This is a genomic window from Pseudomonas sp. (assembly GCF_049300855.1).
Taxonomy (GTDB): Bacteria; Pseudomonadota; Gammaproteobacteria; order Pseudomonadales; family Pseudomonadaceae; genus Aquipseudomonas.
In genome coordinates this window covers 59,461-74,517 of the sequence record NZ_JBAQKH010000008.1, presented here as the reverse complement: position 1 = coordinate 74,517, position 15,057 = coordinate 59,461, and the positions used below count along the sequence as shown (strand labels likewise).

Annotated in this window: 17 protein-coding genes; 15 read left to right on the top strand and 2 right to left on the bottom strand. The window is 60.5% G+C overall.

Features of this window, described 5'->3' with window-relative positions:
* Positions 1-101: 101 nt before the first annotated feature.
* The 11 genes from WA225_RS02425 to WA225_RS02375 all read left to right on the top strand — a co-directional run bounded on the left by WA225_RS02425 (position 102) and on the right by WA225_RS02375 (position 10,650).
* Positions 102-1,250: a DUF2515 family protein gene (locus WA225_RS02425; protein WP_422606730.1), complete on the top strand. Its 1,149-nt coding sequence runs from the start codon at positions 102-104 to the stop codon at positions 1,248-1,250.
* A complete protein-coding gene (locus WA225_RS02420; RefSeq protein ID WP_422606729.1) occupies positions 1,247-1,969 on the top strand; it encodes a hypothetical protein in 723 nt (240 codons plus the stop codon). The genes WA225_RS02425 and WA225_RS02420 overlap by 4 nt, the downstream gene beginning before the upstream one ends.
* Positions 1,948-2,454, top strand: a complete 507-nt coding sequence (locus tag WA225_RS02415; RefSeq protein WP_422606728.1) for an Hcp family type VI secretion system effector — start codon at positions 1,948-1,950, stop codon at positions 2,452-2,454. The genes WA225_RS02420 and WA225_RS02415 overlap by 22 nt, the downstream gene beginning before the upstream one ends.
* A complete protein-coding gene (locus WA225_RS02410) occupies positions 2,451-2,927 on the top strand; it encodes a hypothetical protein (protein WP_422606727.1) in 477 nt (158 codons plus the stop codon). Before WA225_RS02415 ends, WA225_RS02410 begins: the two co-directional genes overlap by 4 nt.
* A 138-nt stretch (positions 2,928-3,065) precedes the next feature.
* The gene (locus WA225_RS02405) at positions 3,066-4,133 is read left to right on the top strand and encodes a DUF2333 family protein (protein WP_422606726.1); all 1,068 of its coding nucleotides are present in this window, start codon (positions 3,066-3,068) and stop codon (positions 4,131-4,133) included.
* Between the two features lie 3 nt (positions 4,134-4,136).
* Positions 4,137-4,694, top strand: coding sequence for an NUDIX hydrolase (locus WA225_RS02400; protein ID WP_422606725.1), 558 nt, complete (start codon positions 4,137-4,139; stop codon positions 4,692-4,694).
* A 187-nt stretch (positions 4,695-4,881) separates the two neighbouring features.
* Positions 4,882-5,253, top strand: a complete 372-nt coding sequence (locus WA225_RS02395; protein ID WP_242208439.1) for a translation initiation factor Sui1 — start codon at positions 4,882-4,884, stop codon at positions 5,251-5,253.
* 219 nt (positions 5,254-5,472) lie between these two features.
* A complete protein-coding gene (gene speA, locus WA225_RS02390; RefSeq protein WP_007914615.1) occupies positions 5,473-7,386 on the top strand; it encodes an arginine decarboxylase in 1,914 nt (637 codons plus the stop codon).
* Positions 7,387-7,619: 233 nt separating this feature from the next.
* Positions 7,620-8,975, top strand: a complete 1,356-nt coding sequence (locus WA225_RS02385) for a type VI secretion system Vgr family protein (RefSeq protein ID WP_422606724.1) — start codon at positions 7,620-7,622, stop codon at positions 8,973-8,975.
* Entirely contained in the window at positions 8,972-9,766 is a 795-nt protein-coding gene (locus WA225_RS02380) for a DUF4123 domain-containing protein (RefSeq protein WP_422606723.1), read from the top strand. The genes WA225_RS02385 and WA225_RS02380 overlap by 4 nt, the downstream gene beginning before the upstream one ends.
* Before the next feature lie 8 nt (positions 9,767-9,774).
* A complete protein-coding gene (locus WA225_RS02375) occupies positions 9,775-10,650 on the top strand; it encodes an alpha/beta hydrolase (protein ID WP_422606722.1) in 876 nt (291 codons plus the stop codon).
* Here WA225_RS02375 and WA225_RS02370 read toward each other — a convergent pair.
* On the bottom strand, positions 10,644-11,993 hold the full coding sequence (locus WA225_RS02370; RefSeq protein WP_422606721.1) for an MATE family efflux transporter: 1,350 nt from the start codon (positions 11,991-11,993) through the stop codon (positions 10,644-10,646). The two genes, WA225_RS02375 and WA225_RS02370, sit on opposite strands and share 7 nt — an antisense overlap.
* A gap of 309 nt (positions 11,994-12,302) precedes the next feature.
* Complete coding sequence (locus WA225_RS02365; RefSeq protein ID WP_064117275.1) at positions 12,303-12,596, bottom strand: hypothetical protein; 294 nt, start codon at positions 12,594-12,596, stop codon at positions 12,303-12,305.
* A gap of 129 nt (positions 12,597-12,725) precedes the next feature.
* Between WA225_RS02365 and WA225_RS02360 the strand changes: the two genes are divergently transcribed.
* The 4 genes from WA225_RS02360 to WA225_RS02345 are packed head-to-tail and all read left to right on the top strand — an operon-like array spanning position 12,726 to position 15,016.
* Positions 12,726-13,028: a MazG-like family protein gene (locus WA225_RS02360; RefSeq protein ID WP_053116915.1), complete on the top strand. Its 303-nt coding sequence runs from the start codon at positions 12,726-12,728 to the stop codon at positions 13,026-13,028.
* Positions 13,028-13,777 (top strand): methyltransferase, encoded by a 750-nt coding sequence (locus tag WA225_RS02355; RefSeq protein WP_422606720.1) that lies wholly within the window; start codon positions 13,028-13,030, stop codon positions 13,775-13,777. Before WA225_RS02360 ends, WA225_RS02355 begins: the two co-directional genes overlap by 1 nt.
* 12 nt (positions 13,778-13,789) lie before the next feature.
* Complete coding sequence (locus tag WA225_RS02350; RefSeq protein WP_422606719.1) at positions 13,790-14,404, top strand: DUF4136 domain-containing protein; 615 nt, start codon at positions 13,790-13,792, stop codon at positions 14,402-14,404.
* 54 nt (positions 14,405-14,458) lie between these two features.
* A complete protein-coding gene (locus WA225_RS02345) occupies positions 14,459-15,016 on the top strand; it encodes a DUF4136 domain-containing protein (RefSeq protein ID WP_422606718.1) in 558 nt (185 codons plus the stop codon).
* Positions 15,017-15,057: the final 41 nt, after the last annotated feature.

Below are 15,057 nucleotides of genomic sequence, written 5' to 3'. Positions count from 1 at the left end.
GACATCGTCTGACAGGGCTTTCTGATTTTTCGTCGAGGCGGCTTCACAGCGGGTTTTGCTTGGTAGGGTTCAGGGATTCCCCTAGAGGCTTTGCGCCCGACATGAGCCAGTGTTTCAACGAGCATGCCAGCGATGAACAACGCCTTAACCACAGCACCGTGCCCGTAGCCGATTGTGAATGCAGTGAAGAGTTGCTGTATGGCGAGAAAGTGCGCGTGACCGAGGTACCGGTGCTCACGTGCCAGTGCCTGTGGCGCGAGTATCAGCGCCAGGCCGAGGAAATCGTTGCGCCCGAGGGCGTCTTTATAGCCGACCCGGTCAAACGCAACCGGGCGATCAACGCTGCTTATGCCCGACTCTGGCAACACGACAAACGTTTTCAGTGGGCCGGTTTGGCGGCGTTCGCTTCCAAGCAGGTGGGCTGTGGATTGCTCCATGCCGCTGAAAGCATCGAACGTATCCGCGAAGAGCACGAAGCGCGCCAGCGAATGCGGGAAGGGCGACGTGAGTCCGGATTGCTGACACCGGGAAAAATGCCGGAGCAGGTTGAAGACTTGCAGGAATACGAAAAGGCGCAGGCGCGTAATCCTGTGCCGTCCGTGGATTTTCGCGCCAGCGGCGAAGAGCTGTCATTGGTGCAGCAACAGTTCCAGCATGTGTACGAGATGATGGCGATGGGTAATACCACGCTGTTTCTGGATGTTTATCCTTTGCATCAGTTTTATGCGGTGCGTGGGTTGGGGGAGTTGAAGAAGTGTTTGGGTGAGCGGCAAAAAATTTTTGGCAACGCAAAGTGGCCGGTGCTTTGGCCTGTAGGTGAGGAATCACTCAGCTTTGGAGACGAATATCCTGAAATATGGGAAGCCTTTGACGCGATAGAAGCCGGAAACATCGCTGAAAGCGTGAAACATTTGGCGTGGCACGAACAGCGAAACATCCTTCAGCCAACCATGTACGAAAATAGCCATTTAGTTGCGCTTTTGCGCGGTAATCATTTTTCTTACGTCACAGACTTTCCTTCAGGCGTTGCTCAGGCCATCGAGTTGACCCTCACCAGCCAATGTCAGCGGGTCAATGATGGTCGTACCATCGATTTTGGGCGTAATCCGCTAGCAGATTTGTCCGACATCGAGCAGCGAATGGAATTTGTACTCCGGGCAGCTTCTCGTTTTGACCAGATGCTCAATGACGAAAATAGAAATTCATTGGCGCAATCCATAAGTGAAATCGCTGCCATGGAGGGTGCTTGATTACCCCGCGCATTTCTCCGTTGAATCGCCGTCGCTGGGCCTGGCTGGCGCTTTGTGCAATTTTGGCAATGGTCGCTGGACGTCAACTCATGCAGCGGTTGTGGAGCGATCCCGTGATTGTTCTGCAGATGGGGGGGCCGTATGAATATATGGAAGCACATTCGACAGCCTCATTCAGTGCATGGGGGCGAGGTAGCCATGACGTTTCGGGTGGTATTCCGAAGTCCGATGCGCGTCTGAGGTTTATAGATCCGCAATACGGTTTCGAGACGCCGCTGGCTCGTTTCTTCACGGTGACTTTCATCCGCAATTTGGTCGCTGACATCCGTATGTCTCCGCAAATAGAGCCGTTGCTGATCGACGATGCCATGAAAGTTGTTGTCGATCTGCAAGCCCAATGGTGTGCAAAAGGTTGGAAGCCGATTGGAGCTCGGCGCAATCCAACTATGGCTGATAGCCCCGAATGGCGTGCATATGTGAAACAGCCCCCGCTATCGGGGCGATCGTATTGGCAGGCCGGCGAAAAATATCAGGCATTGCTGATCTTGAGGCGTTTCAGAGACTCCAGGTATCCCGACCAGGAACGCTACCTCATTACCCTCGCTATCGCGGAGCCGTGGCTCCAATTCGAAGAAGACGAACGTCGCTTCGAACCTCACCATTCCCCCCCGCCCCAACCCAAAAAAGGAGCCACCCCATGCCCATCCCAGCCTTCATGACCCTCCACGGCAGCCGACAGGGCCTGATCAGTGCCGGCGCTTTTACCGAGGCGTCAGTGGGCAACAGCTACCAGAGCGGGCGTGAGGACAAGATCATGATTCAGGCCTTGAGCCTCGGGATTTTTGTGCCGAAGAACGCCGGGGCGGGGCGGCGGATGCATAAGCCGCTGATCGTCACCAAGACCATCGACAAGGCCTCACCGCTGATCAATACCGCGCTGTGTTCCGGCGAGCTACTGAGCCAATGCCGGGTGGAGTGGTTTCGTACCTCGGCTCAGGGTGTTCAGGAACACTTCTACACGATGGAACTGGAAGACGCGGTGATCGTTGGTGCTGAAATACTGATGCCGCACTGTCAGGACCCCGACACTGCTCATCTCACGCAATTGGAGAAAATCCATTTCCGCTATCGGCGTATCTATTGGTGCCACGAAGTCAGCCGGACGATGGGTTCCGACGAATGGCAAGGCGAGGGCCAGGGATGAGGCTGGTTTATCACGCGGACCTGAGCGAGGCCGATCGTCAGCATGTCTATCCGCAGGATCAGGCGTTGGAGCGGGTCTGTCAGGCTCTGCTGGAGCGCTGCCCCCTCGACGGGCTGGATGAGTTGCGATCGGGCTTGATGATCAATCTGGACAGCGAAGTGCTGGGCGAAGTCGAGCGTGGCGACTGGCTGCTGCTCAGATCGCGAGCCGAATTCGGCCAATGGCCGGTCGCTGCGTCGATCTTCGATCAGGCCGTGCTGGAACTGATGAATAATCCCCCGGCGCAGCCCATCCGAACCCCGCAGATCTTCCGTCTGGTCGACAGCATGACCGGCGAGCCGCTGCCACAGCAGGCGTACACCGCAACGGTCGACGGCGTCCCCAGCCAGCGCAAGACTGACGCAGCGGGCATTGCACATCTATTTACACCGGAAGATGTCCGGCAGATTTCCCTGAAAATTTTCAACGTCTGAATCGCGCGTCTATCCTTTCGCTCTCGGGCAGCAGCCACTTGTTTTCCCTCAGCCTCCCATTACCGGGTGCCCGGCCTTGGCACGTTGTTGTATGGTTGTGGTCGAACCGTTGAACCCAAGATTTGAAAGGATATCGCCATGCTGGACTGGAAAAACCGCGCGGGCAGCGCGCCTGAACGTGCCGCCGAGCCCAAGTCGGCCACCCGCAGCTATGTTGGCGGGCTGCTGTTCAGCCGTGCCCTGGCCACGCTGATCGGCATTTACCTGCTGGTGACCATTGGCCTGGGATGGTACTGGAGCCAGGAGCCGGCCCTGTTTCCGGTGGCACAAAACGCTCAGGCGGCTGCCGAGAAAGAAGGCAAGCAAATGGTGGTCGGCTACACCACGGTCGAAACCCTGAAGACCGTCGCCGGGACCTTGCTGAACAAACCGGGCGGCTACATTTCCAACGACCGCTTCCCGCCGGGCTTGTGGATGGACAACACCCCGAGCTGGGAATACGGCGTGCTGGTGCAAGTACGTGACCTGACCCGCGCGCTGCGCAAAGACTTCGCGCGCTCGCAATCGCAGTCGGCTGAAGACGCCGATCTGGCCAAGGCCGAGCCGCGTTTCAACTTCGACAACAAGAGCTGGATTCTGCCGTCCAGTGAGTCGGAATATCAGGAAGGCATCAACTCTCTGAGCCGTTATCAGGCCCGTCTGTCCGACCCGACGCAGAAAAATGCGCTGTTCTACGCTCGCGCCGACAACTTGAATAACTGGCTGGGCGATGTGGGCACGCGCCTCGGTTCGCTGTCGCAACGGCTGTCGGCCAGTGTCGGTCGGGTCAAACTCAACACCGCGCTGAAAACCGAAACCCCGGCCGTCGGCGAAGTACCGCAGGTTGACGAAGAAATCGTCGAAACCCCGTGGATGCAGATCGACAACGTCTTCTACGAAGCGCGCGGTCAGGCCTGGGCGCTGTCGCACCTTCTGCGCGCCATCGAAGTCGACTTCGCCGATGTGCTGGCGAAGAAGAACGCCACGGTCAGCGTGCGGCAGATCATCCGTGAGCTGGAAGCCTCGCAGGAACCGGTCTGGAGTCCTATGATTCTTAACGGTAGCGGTTTCGGCGTGCTGGCTAACCACTCGCTGGTCATGGCCAACTATATTTCCCGGGCCAACGCCGCTGTGATCGACTTGCGTCAACTGCTCAATCAGGGCTGATTCATGAGCCATAACGCCAAAGAGGCGGCGCATCGCGCAGCCTCCGATGCCGAACAGATCGCCTGGGTCGACGAGCAGGACAACCTGCTCGGCGCGCTGGTGCGCGCCGATTTACGCGAGCGCGGGCTGATCGGTCGCGGCACTTACATCATGTTGTTCAATTCCGCCGGCGAGCTGTGCGTGCACCGGCGCACCTTGAGCAAGGCGATCTATCCCGGTTACTGGGACGTCGCGGCGGGTGGCATGGTGCAGGCGGATGAAACCTATGCCGAGTCGGCAGCCCGCGAGCTGGAAGAGGAATTGGGCGTCAGCGGTGTAGAGCTGACGGCCCATGATCATTTCTACTTCGAAGACACCGGCAACCGATTGTGGTGTTCGGCGTTTTCCGCGGTGTGGGATGGCCCGCTGAAACTGCAACCTGAAGAAGTCATCGAAGCACGCTTTATTGCGGTCGAGCAGGTCATGCGGGAAATCCAGCAGAAGCCTTATTGCCCGGACTCTCTGGCAGCGCTCAAGCGCTATCTCAGGGCGCAACAAAGCGACGTCGCAAAGAACACATGAATTGGCGCCGATTGGCACTTAGCAATCGGGTTTTTTGCCGTTACACTGCGCGACCTTTTCAAGCTGCACCGACCTGCTTGTTTATACGTTTCGGTGCAGTAGCGCTGCCCCTGCCTGAGTGGGGCTTCGCGGTCGCTGACCTTGCCCAAGGTTGCGATCAGTCTTTGTCCTCCCAAGAGGATTGCCGGTGGCCAAAAAAGCCGCATCCTTCGCCGCCTTAGGTGGCCTGGTATTTTCCACCGACGCAGGTCGTCATTGCCCGGAATGCAGTAAGCCGGTGGACGCCTGTATCTGCAAACAAACCGTGATCCCGGCCGGCGACGGCATTGCCCGCGTGCGCCGCGAGAGCAAGGGCCGTGGCGGCAAGACGGTGACCACCATCACCGGCGTGCCACTGGCCGAAGAGGCGCTCAAAGAGTTGGCGACAACGTTGAAGAAACGTTGCGGCACCGGCGGCGCTTTGAAGGACGGCATCATCGAAATCCAGGGCGATCATGTCGAGCTACTCTTGGCAGAACTGATCAAGCACGGTTTCAAAGCGAAGAAGTCCGGCGGCTAGCAGCCTCTGTGAAAACCACCTGCGGCTTGATGCGGTTCTGAAGTCTTTCAGATCCGCCGTCGTCGCCATGGTTTTCACAGAGCCTGTTCATGACCGGTTTCTAAACTCCACGCGGTCAGCGCGGTCTACCGCCGCGCTGACGAACCGTCATTTTCATACTTTAGACTGCGCCGGCCTGCGATCAGGCGACGCACTATGACTTCTTTATAGGGGACTTCGATGTCCGTACGACGCACACGCAAAGACGATGGCAGCCAATGGACAGTTGCGGACAGCCGCAGTGTTTACGGGATTCGCCATTGGGGGGCCGGGTATTTCGCGATCAATGACGCCGGTCGCGTCGAAGTTCGTCCGAACGGCCCGAGCAGCTCGCCTATCGACCTGTTCGAGCAAGTCGACCAACTGCGCAAAAGCGGTTTGTCCTTGCCGTTGCTGGTTCGTTTCCCCGACATTCTGCAAGACCGTGTTCGCCAGTTGACCGGTGCCTTCGATGCGAACATCGAGCGCCTGGAATACCAGAGCAAATACACCGCGCTGTACCCGATCAAGGTTAACCAGCAGGAAGCGGTGATCGAAAACATCATCGCCACCCAGGACGTTTCGATCGGTCTGGAAGCCGGCTCCAAGCCTGAGCTGCTGGCCGTGCTGGCGCTGGCGCCGAAGGGCGGCACCATCGTCTGCAACGGTTACAAGGACCGCGAGTTTATCCGTCTGGCGCTGATGGGCCAGAAGCTCGGCCACAACGTGTTCATCGTCATCGAGAAAGAATCCGAAGTCGGCCTGGTCATCGAAGAAGCTGCTTCGCTCAAGGTCAAGCCACAGGTCGGCCTGCGCGTGCGTCTGTCGTCGCTGGCCTCGTCGAAGTGGGCGGACACCGGTGGCGAGAAATCCAAATTCGGTCTGTCGGCAGCGCAACTGCTGTCGGTGGTCGAGCGCTTCCGCGCGGCCGGTCTGGATCAGGGCATTCGTCTGCTGCACTTCCACATGGGTTCGCAGATTGCCAACCTCGCTGACTACCAGCACGGCTTCAAGGAAGCGATCCGTTACTACGGCGAGCTGCGCAACCTCGGTCTGCCGGTCGATCACATCGACGTCGGTGGCGGTCTGGGCGTCGACTACGACGGCACGCACTCGCGCAACGCCAGCTCGATCAACTACGACATGGACGATTACGCCGGTGTTGTGGTCGGCATGCTCAAGGAATTCTGCGACGCGCAGGCCCTGCCGCATCCGCACATCTTCTCCGAGAGCGGCCGCTCGCTGACCGCGCACCACGCGATGCTGGTGGTGCAGGTGACCGACGTCGAGAAGCACAACGACGAAATCCCACAAATCGAGAACAAGGAAGCGCTGCCGGAAACCGTGCAGTGGCTGGTTGACCTGCTCGGCCCGACCGACATCGAAATGGTCACCGAAACTTATTGGCGCGCGACTCACTACATGAGCGACGTGGCTGCGCAGTACGCCGATGGCAAACTGACCCTGGCCGAAAAAGCCCTGGCCGAGCAGTGCTACTTCGCGGTGTGCCGTCGCCTGCACAACTCGCTGAAAGCCCGTCAGCGTTCGCACCGTCAGGTGCTCGACGAGCTCAACGACAAGCTGGCCGACAAGTACATCTGCAACTTCTCGGTGTTCCAGAGCCTGCCGGACACCTGGGCGATTGATCAGGTGCTGCCGATCATCCCGCTGCACCGTCTCGACGAAGAGCCGCTGCGTCGCGCGGTGCTGCAGGATCTGACCTGCGACTCCGACGGCAAGATCAACCAGTACGTCGACGAGCAGAGCATCGAAACCAGCCTGCCGGTGCACGGTTTGAATGAAGGCGAAGATTACCTGCTGGGCGTGTTCCTGGTCGGCGCCTATCAGGAAATCCTTGGCGACATGCACAACCTGTTCGGTGACACCGACTCGGTGAACATCTACCAGAACGCCGATGGCAGCGTGTACCACGCCGGCATCGAGACCCACGACACCATCGAAGACATGCTGCGTTACGTGCACTTGTCGCCGGAAGAACTGATGACTCACTACCGCGACAAGTGCGCCAGTGCCCGCATCAGTGCCAGCGAGCGCACGCAATTTCTCGATGCCTTGCGCCTGGGTCTGACCCGTTCCTCTTACCTGTCTTCCTGACGGCAGGTTGCTGACTCACCGGGTTGTCTGAAGTTTTCCCACAAGCTGCGGAAAATTCAGATGACCCGGTGGGACATTTCTCCAAATTCCCACGAAACGCGTGTCTACCACAGCCAGCAAAGTCATCTGGTCTGCTTTTCGCGTAGGTCATTTCCTAAGTTGTACTTCGCCCCTCTACTCGGCCATGGCTCTCGGCGAGAATCCCCGACCGTCCCTCCTGTAGAGATCCGCCCATGTTCGATCCAGTCAACGAGTCGTCCTTTCGTCTCGATGTCGCGGGCCTGCCCGACCCCTTCGAAGTCCTGGCCTTTACCGGTAGCGAAGCCCTGAGCGCGCCTTTTGCGTTCGAAATCGATGTGCTGATCGACGATCCGCAACCGGACCTTGCCGGCCTGCTTTACCGTTCGGCGTTCCTGTGTTTCGGCCCCTCGGGGGAGGGCGTACACGGGCAATTGCAAAGTCTGGTCCAGCACGAACAGGGGTACGGCTCGCGGTTGAGCCGGATCCGCCTGGGACCCAAACTCGGTCACCTTGATCTGCGCTTCAGTCAGCGCATCTTCAGTGGCCGTTCGGTGCCGCAAATCATCGAGCAGGTACTCAAGGAGCACGGCATCGTCGGTGCTCAACGGCGCTTCGAGTTGCGTGGCGAGTACCCGCCCCGCACATTCTGTACGCAATACCGCGAATCGGACCTGCAACTGCTCCAGCGGCTGTGCGTGCAGGCGCAAATTCATTACTACTTCGAACATCAACGTGGCGGGCATTGCCTGGTGTTCGGCGACGATCCGGCGCAGATGCCGATGGCGGGCGTCGCGCCCTATCAGGACGAACAGCGCGACCCCGGTACTTGCCCCGTTGTGCACCAATGGCGCGTACGGGAAGCGGTTCAGGCCGGCCCGCCTGACTCGCGGCAAACGCAACTTGCGCAGGGGTGCAGTGACTTTGCGGCATTGCGCAGTGGGCATTGGCTACACCTGACCGGGCATCCGTTCGCCGAATGCAATCGCCCCTGGTTGCTGACGCGTATTGACCACCGTGCCGACCCGTCCCTCGAACCGCCTTACAGCAATCGTCTGTGCGCGGCGGTGCAGGTGCCAACGTGTGCTGTCGTCGCACCGCAGGAACCGCGCCTCATGCACAGCCTGCAACGTGCCTGGGTGGTCACGGTCGACGAGCCACGACCGGACTGCTCAAGGCCGGTGGCGGTGCAGTTTGACTGGCTCTATCAGGGCGAAGGCGCGGCGCCGAGCCACTGCTGGTTGCCGCTCGCACCGGCGCTGGTCGATACGCCACTGGCGGCGCTGGGCGATGGTGTTGAGGTGGTGGTGAGCTTCTTTGAAGGCGATCCGGACCGGCCGATGATCAGTGGCGTTCTGCAGCCACCGGTCGCGGCTGAAGATATTCAAGAGCCTGTCGCGCCACCCCTGCCGGAACGGATGTTGAGTGACGGCCTGGAGCAATTGTTGAAGACCGGCGAGCCGTTGTTGTTGCTGTGCCTGATCCCCGGCGGTGGCAGTTTCAGCCATTGCGCGCAGGCGGTGTGCAGTTGCCGCTTGCTCGCCACGCTTGAACAGAGCGGCGCAAGATGACTGGCGCGGCGCATGAGCCGATGGCGCAATGGCTGTTGCTCGACAGCCTGGATGCCCCCCAGGCATTGCTGACCTTGCAGCGAGGTTTCCCGGGGGCGCGGCGTTTCCAGTTGTTCGAGGGCACCGAATTTCAACCGGTCAGTGAGCACGGTCCGCTGTTGGTCGATTTGCACGACTGCCCGGCACTGACCGCGTTATGCCTGCGCGACCCCGACACCTGGCGCGGCCTGTTGCTGGGCAGCGAGGCTACCGGGGCGGAATTGCTGAGCCACTTGCAGCGCATGCTCACGGTCTCGTTCGGATTGAACCATCGCGCGCTGCTCAGCTACTACAACCGTCAGACCGCGAGTTATTTTTTCGATGCCTGCGACGCTGGCGAACTGAGCCGCTGGCTCGGACCGATCCGCCAGTTGCGCTGGTTCGGCGGAACCTGGGCCGACCGCGCAATCGGCAGTCAGGGCTGGCAGCAATTGCGCAATCCACGGCTGGTGGTCGAGCCGTTGAACATCGAAGAGAGCCTGACACGGCGTCAGCGCGAGCGCCTGCAAACCTGCCTGCTGGAGCAGCACATCTGGCACTGGTGCCAATCGCTTGGAACCGATTACGCGGTGCTGTCCTCCCATGCTCAACAGGGCCTGGCAATGGGCTTCAGTGATCGCACCGTCCTCGATGACTGGTTGTGGCTACGCTTGTTGCATCCGCGTGCCGTGCTGGTGCCGCCACCGCTGGGGCTGACGCAGACGGAGCGGCTTGAGCATGTGCGTCGCCAATGGCGTGACGATCAATCCTGAGGGCACGTATGACACGGTTATGGCGGTTAGGCTTTGGCGCGTTGATCGGCAGTGTGTGTTTGCTGGCGCTCAGCGCGTGTTCGCCGGTGCAGTTGCTCAACGCGCTGACCCCGGACGGCACTTACGACAGCACCTCGGGCATTGCTTACGGCGATGATCCGCGGCAGAAGCTCGATGTGTATGTGCCGCACCATCCGCTGCCGGGCGCGCCGGTGGTGGTGTTTTTCTATGGCGGTAGCTGGAACAGCGGTTCACGCGTCGACTACCGCTTTGTCGGTGAAGCGCTGGCGTCCAGGGGCATTGTCACGGTGGTGGCTGATTACCGCTTGTACCCGCAGGTGCGCTATCCGCTGTTTCTGCAGGACGGGGCGCAAGCGCTGGCGTGGACCAAAACACATATCCATGAGTTTTCCGGCAATCCGCAGCGCTTGTATCTAATGGGCCACAGCTCCGGCGCCTACAACGCAGCGATGCTCGCACTGGATGACCAATGGCTCGCTGCAGTGGGCATGTCGCCCACCGATGTGCAGGGCTGGATAGGTCTGGCCGGGCCTTATGACTTTCTGCCGATCAAGAATGCCGAGGTGCGTCCGGTGTTCTTCTGGCCCGACTCACCGCCGCAATCGCAGCCGATCAACCATGTCAGTCGCGGCGCACCGCCAGCTCTGCTGATCGCCGCGAGCAAGGATGATCTGGTCAACCCGACGCGCAACACCGGCGGCCTCGCCAGCAAATTGCGCAAGGTCGGGGTGCCGGTGCAGGACGTGTATTACGCGCGGCCCAGTCACATCACCCTGGTCGCCAGTCTGTCGCGACCGTTGCGGCGGCTGGCGCCGGTACTCGATCAGGTGGTCGGGTTTATCGCGCATACGCCGACTCAGTGAGTTGCTCCGCTGAACCAACCGTCGTTGCGTTTCAGCCACCAGGCTTGCAGCCCGAGGGTCAGGCTGCGCAATACCATGAACAACAGGAAAGATATCCACAGGCCGTGGTTGCCCAGGCTTTGCAGCGCCCAGGCAAACGGCAGCAGCAGGATCACGGTAAGCACCATGCCATTGCGCATTTCCCGCGCGCGCGTTGCACCGATGAACAGGCCGTCGAGCAGATAACTCCAGACCGCAATCAGCGGCAGCACGGCAAGGTAGGGCAGGTAGACAAACGCGGTGTCGCGCACGCTCTGGATGTCGGTCTGCATTTCGATGAACAGATGCCCGGCCAGCAGAAACAAGGTGGCAAAGCCGAGGCTGGCGATCAGTGACCAGCCGCCGGCGACCACCAGCGAACGACGCAAGGCCAGGCGATCGCGGGCACCGATGGCATGTCCGCACAAGGCTTCGACGGCATGGGCCAGACCGTCCAGCGCATGCGCGGTCAGCAGCAAACCATTGAGCAGCAGCGCGTTGGCGGCGACGGTCGCATCACCCAGTCGCGCGCCTTGCACGGTGATCATGAAAAACACCGATTGCAGTGCCAGGCTGCGAATGAAGATGTCGCGATTGACCGCCAGTAACGGACGCCAACTCTGCCACACCTTCAACGCGGCCCAGACGATGTGCCCCGGATAGGCGCGCAGCGCCTTGCGGGTCAACAGCAGGCCGAGCAGGGCGCCGCTCCATTCGGCGATCACCGAGGCCCGCGCCGAACCGACCACGCCCCAGTCCAGACCGATGACGAACCACAGATTGAGGACGATGTTGATCAGGTTGGTGGTCAGCAGAATCGCCAGCGGCGCCCGGGCGTTCTGCGTACCGAGGAACCAGCCGACCAACGCGTAACTGGCCAGCGCCGCCGGCAGGCCGAACAGCCGTGTGTGGAAAAAGTCGCGCGTCAGTTGATCGAGTTCCGCCGAGGGCTGCATGAAATGCAACGCGATGCCGCTTAGCGGTACGCCCAGTGTGCCGAGTACCAGCGACAGTCCCATCGCCAGCAGCAAGCCCTGCAACAGAATCTGCCGCAACGCCGCACCGTCGCTGCGCCCGGCAGCCTGCGCGGCAAATCCGGTGGTGCCCATGCGCAAAAAGCCCATGGCCCAGGCAAGAAAGGTGTACAGGCTGGCGCCGACCGCCACCGCGCCCAATTGATGGGCGTGGGGCAAGTGGCCGATCACGGTGCTGTCGACCAGCGCCACCAGCGGTACGGAAATATTCGACAGAATCATCGGCGCGGCGAGCGCCCAGACCTTGCGGTGCGTCGGGCGGTCGCGCCAGTCGGCGATCAGAGTGGACATGCGGGCTCCTTGGGGGAGCGGCATTGTAGCGGTAGAAGCCACCCTCACCCCAGCCCTCTCCCGCAGGGAGAGGGAGCCGATCTCCGTCGTTTTCAAATCTGGAGTTCGACTCGGTATCGCAAGTCGGTGTAATTCTGGAAACCACCGCGTTCAGTCCACTCTCCCTCAGGGAGGGAGAGGGAGCCGATCTCAGTCGTCTTCAAATCTGGAGTTCGACTCGGTATCGCAAGTCGGTGTAATTCTGGAAAACACCGCGGTCAGTCCCCTCTCCCTCCGGGAGAGGGTTAGGGTGAGGGGCTCTTCAAGGGCCTAATGAATAATCCAGCTAAGCAACCACAACCCCAACAACAACCAGATAATCCCGGCAATGATCGACGCATTCATGAACGCCCGAATCGCCGACCACAACAGCATCAACCCGACGATCAGCGCGATGATGCTGATGATCGAAGTATCCATCCCCAGCGTCTTCGCCAGCCCGTCGACAAAGTTGCCACCGGCATTGCTCAGAATGTTGAACAGGCCACTGAGGCCATCGACGATAAAGCGGATGACCGAACCGAGCACCTGGCCGAGCCATTCGAAAAAGCTTTCTACCTGCATGTGTGCATCCTGATGAAAGAGCTGAGCCTTGGGCCACACCGCAGGTGGCCGAGTTCCCTGCATCATAGACGGTTTGCGCTTGCCTTCATGCTGTATCCCCCCGAAGCTATACGCCTTCAGGAGAGCCCGATGAACCTTGTTGAACTGACCGAACGCCTGCACGCCATACGCGACCGCAATGACTGGCGGCAATTTCACAGCCCGAAAAACCTCGCCATGGCGGCCAGCGTCGAGATGTCCGAGCTGGTGGAAATCTTCCAGTGGCTGAGCGAAGACCAGTCGCGCCAGTTGCCGGCGGACAAACTCGCCCATGCCGGGCAGGAAGTCGGCGATATCGTGTTGTATCTGTTGCTGCTGTGCAGCGAGTTGGGGCTGGACATGAATGAAGTGGTGCGCGCCAAGCTCGCCGACAGCGAACGGCGGTTCAGCTGATGAGCGACCGGCATTTCGATCAGTTGGCGACGCGTTTCGCCGAAAAAATCTACGGCGGCGCCAAAGGTGCGATTCGCCTTGCGGTGTTGCAGGCCGACCTCGTTGAAGCGTTGCCGGATCGTCCGTTGCGGGTTTTGGACATTGGCGGCGGCCTTGGCCACATGTCGCTGTGGCTGGCCGAGCGCGGCCACGACGTGACTTTCACCGAACCGGCCGCACCCATGCTCGAAGGCGCGCGCCAGCGTTTCGCTGAAGCCGGGCAAACCGCGACGTTCATTCAGGCGCCTTGGCAGGAACTGCTCGGCCAACTCACTGAACCGTACGATCTGGTGATCTGCCACGCCGTGCTCGAATGGCTCGCCGAACCCCACGCGATCCTGCCGGTGCTGCACCAATTGACCAAGCCCGGCGGCTGGCTGTCGCTGGCGTTCTATAACCGTGATGCGCTGATTTATCGCAACCTGCTCAAAGGCCATTTCAAGAAAATGCGCAAGAACGTCATGGCCGGCGAAAAGCAGAGCCTGACCCCGCAACAGCCGCTGGACCCACGGGAATTGGCAACGCAACTCGACGGCTTGTGGCAGGTCGAAACTCAGAGCGGGATCCGGGTTTTCCACGACTACATGCCCGTGGAATTCCAGGCCCGCGCCGAACTCACGGATTTGCTCGAGATGGAGCTCGCTCACCGTCGTCACCCAAGCTTCGCCGGGCTTGGGCGTTACTTGCACTGGATCTGCCGGCCGATCTGATCGGAGCGCGACATGAAAGCTCAATCCGGGTTATTGCTGATCTGTCTGGGATTGGCTGCTTGTCAGGGCAGCAATCCGTACGTGGCGCAGTCGCGGCCCTTGCCGCCGGCGCCAGCACAAGCGGCCAACACCTTTGATCGCAGCGCCTATCCTGCGCCGCCGCGTGATTACGGGCGTTATCGCAGCTGGGCGTGGCTCAACGGGCAACTGCCGCCGGGCACTGCTTGGGCGGACTCGGCACAGGTGGCCGAGGCGGTGAGCAATGCGCTGGATCAACGCGGTCTGCGCCCGTTGCACGACAATCGTCCGGCCGACCTGTTGGTCAGCGCCAATCTGCGCCTGGAAACCCGCTTGCGTCAGGTCCAGGACGACTCCGGTTACTACGGCGGCGGCTACGGTGGCTATGATCGATATGGCCGCGGTTACGGCATGTACAACACGGTGCCGATCGTGCGCACGTATTCGGAGCAAGTCGTGGTGGTGCAGGTCAATCTGTTCGACGCCGGCAGCGGTCAACCGGTCTGGAGTGCCAGTGCCGAAACCGCGAACAAGGGCAGCGAAATCGATCGCACCGATTCGATCCGCGAGGCTGTGGAAAAGGCCATGTCGGCGTATCCTCCCGGTTAGCTTCCCGCATATAAGAAGCTGCCGCAGGTTCATGTCTTCAACCGGAGAAAAACCATGTTCCGCCGTCTCGCTTTACTGGCCATGGCCGCGCTGCTCAGCGCCTGCGCCGCCAATCAGGTCAACCATGACTTCGACGCCAGCCGCGACTTTGCCGCCTATCGCAGCTGGAGCTGGAAAGAACCCGCCCTGCAATATCGCCCCGATGACCCACGAATCAAGAGCGACCTGACCGAGCAACGCATTCGCCAGGCAGTCGCCGATCAACTCGATCAGCGCGGCCTGCGCCCGGCCGCGGCGGGCGCCAAGGGTGATCTGAGTGTGCAGACTTACCTGATCGTCGAGGATCGGCAGCAGCAAGTGACGACCAATTACGGCGGCGGTTGGGGTGGCCCGTGGAACGGCTATTGGGGCGCGCCGATGTACAACGAAACGCGCAACATTACCTACAAGGTCGCGACCATCCAGATTGACCTGCTCGACGGCAAGGACGGCAAACTGGTGTGGCGCGGCAGCGACGAGCAGATGCTCACCAGCAAGCCCAATCCTGAGGATCGCAGCAATGCCATCCGTGAAACCGTCGGGCGGATTCTGACCAACTATCCACCGCGCTGATCGAGGTCGACCCACCTGCTCACTGTGGGAGCCGGCCTGCG

Bases quoted from the DNA above. Each gene is read 5' to 3' on its own strand.
- WA225_RS02360 (WP_053116915.1), top strand. From the start codon at position 12,726: ATGAACCTTGTTGAACTGACCGAACGCCTGCACGCCATACGCGACCGC.
- WA225_RS02415 (WP_422606728.1), top strand. From the start codon at position 1,948: ATGCCCATCCCAGCCTTCATGACCCTCCACGGCAGCCGACAGGGCCTG.
- WA225_RS02345 (WP_422606718.1), top strand. From the start codon at position 14,459: ATGTTCCGCCGTCTCGCTTTACTGGCCATGGCCGCGCTGCTCAGCGCC.
- WA225_RS02425 (WP_422606730.1), top strand. From the start codon at position 102: ATGAGCCAGTGTTTCAACGAGCATGCCAGCGATGAACAACGCCTTAAC.
- WA225_RS02370 (WP_422606721.1), bottom strand. From the start codon at position 11,993: ATGTCCACTCTGATCGCCGACTGGCGCGACCGCCCGACGCACCGCAAG.
- WA225_RS02380 (WP_422606723.1), top strand. From the start codon at position 8,972: ATGACTGGCGCGGCGCATGAGCCGATGGCGCAATGGCTGTTGCTCGAC.
- speA (WP_007914615.1), top strand. From the start codon at position 5,473: ATGTCCGTACGACGCACACGCAAAGACGATGGCAGCCAATGGACAGTT.
- WA225_RS02400 (WP_422606725.1), top strand. From the start codon at position 4,137: ATGAGCCATAACGCCAAAGAGGCGGCGCATCGCGCAGCCTCCGATGCC.
- WA225_RS02410 (WP_422606727.1), top strand. From the start codon at position 2,451: ATGAGGCTGGTTTATCACGCGGACCTGAGCGAGGCCGATCGTCAGCAT.
- WA225_RS02375 (WP_422606722.1), top strand. From the start codon at position 9,775: ATGACACGGTTATGGCGGTTAGGCTTTGGCGCGTTGATCGGCAGTGTG.
- WA225_RS02355 (WP_422606720.1), top strand. From the start codon at position 13,028: ATGAGCGACCGGCATTTCGATCAGTTGGCGACGCGTTTCGCCGAAAAA.
- WA225_RS02350 (WP_422606719.1), top strand. From the start codon at position 13,790: ATGAAAGCTCAATCCGGGTTATTGCTGATCTGTCTGGGATTGGCTGCT.
- WA225_RS02385 (WP_422606724.1), top strand. From the start codon at position 7,620: ATGTTCGATCCAGTCAACGAGTCGTCCTTTCGTCTCGATGTCGCGGGC.
- WA225_RS02405 (WP_422606726.1), top strand. From the start codon at position 3,066: ATGCTGGACTGGAAAAACCGCGCGGGCAGCGCGCCTGAACGTGCCGCC.
- WA225_RS02365 (WP_064117275.1), bottom strand. From the start codon at position 12,596: ATGCAGGTAGAAAGCTTTTTCGAATGGCTCGGCCAGGTGCTCGGTTCG.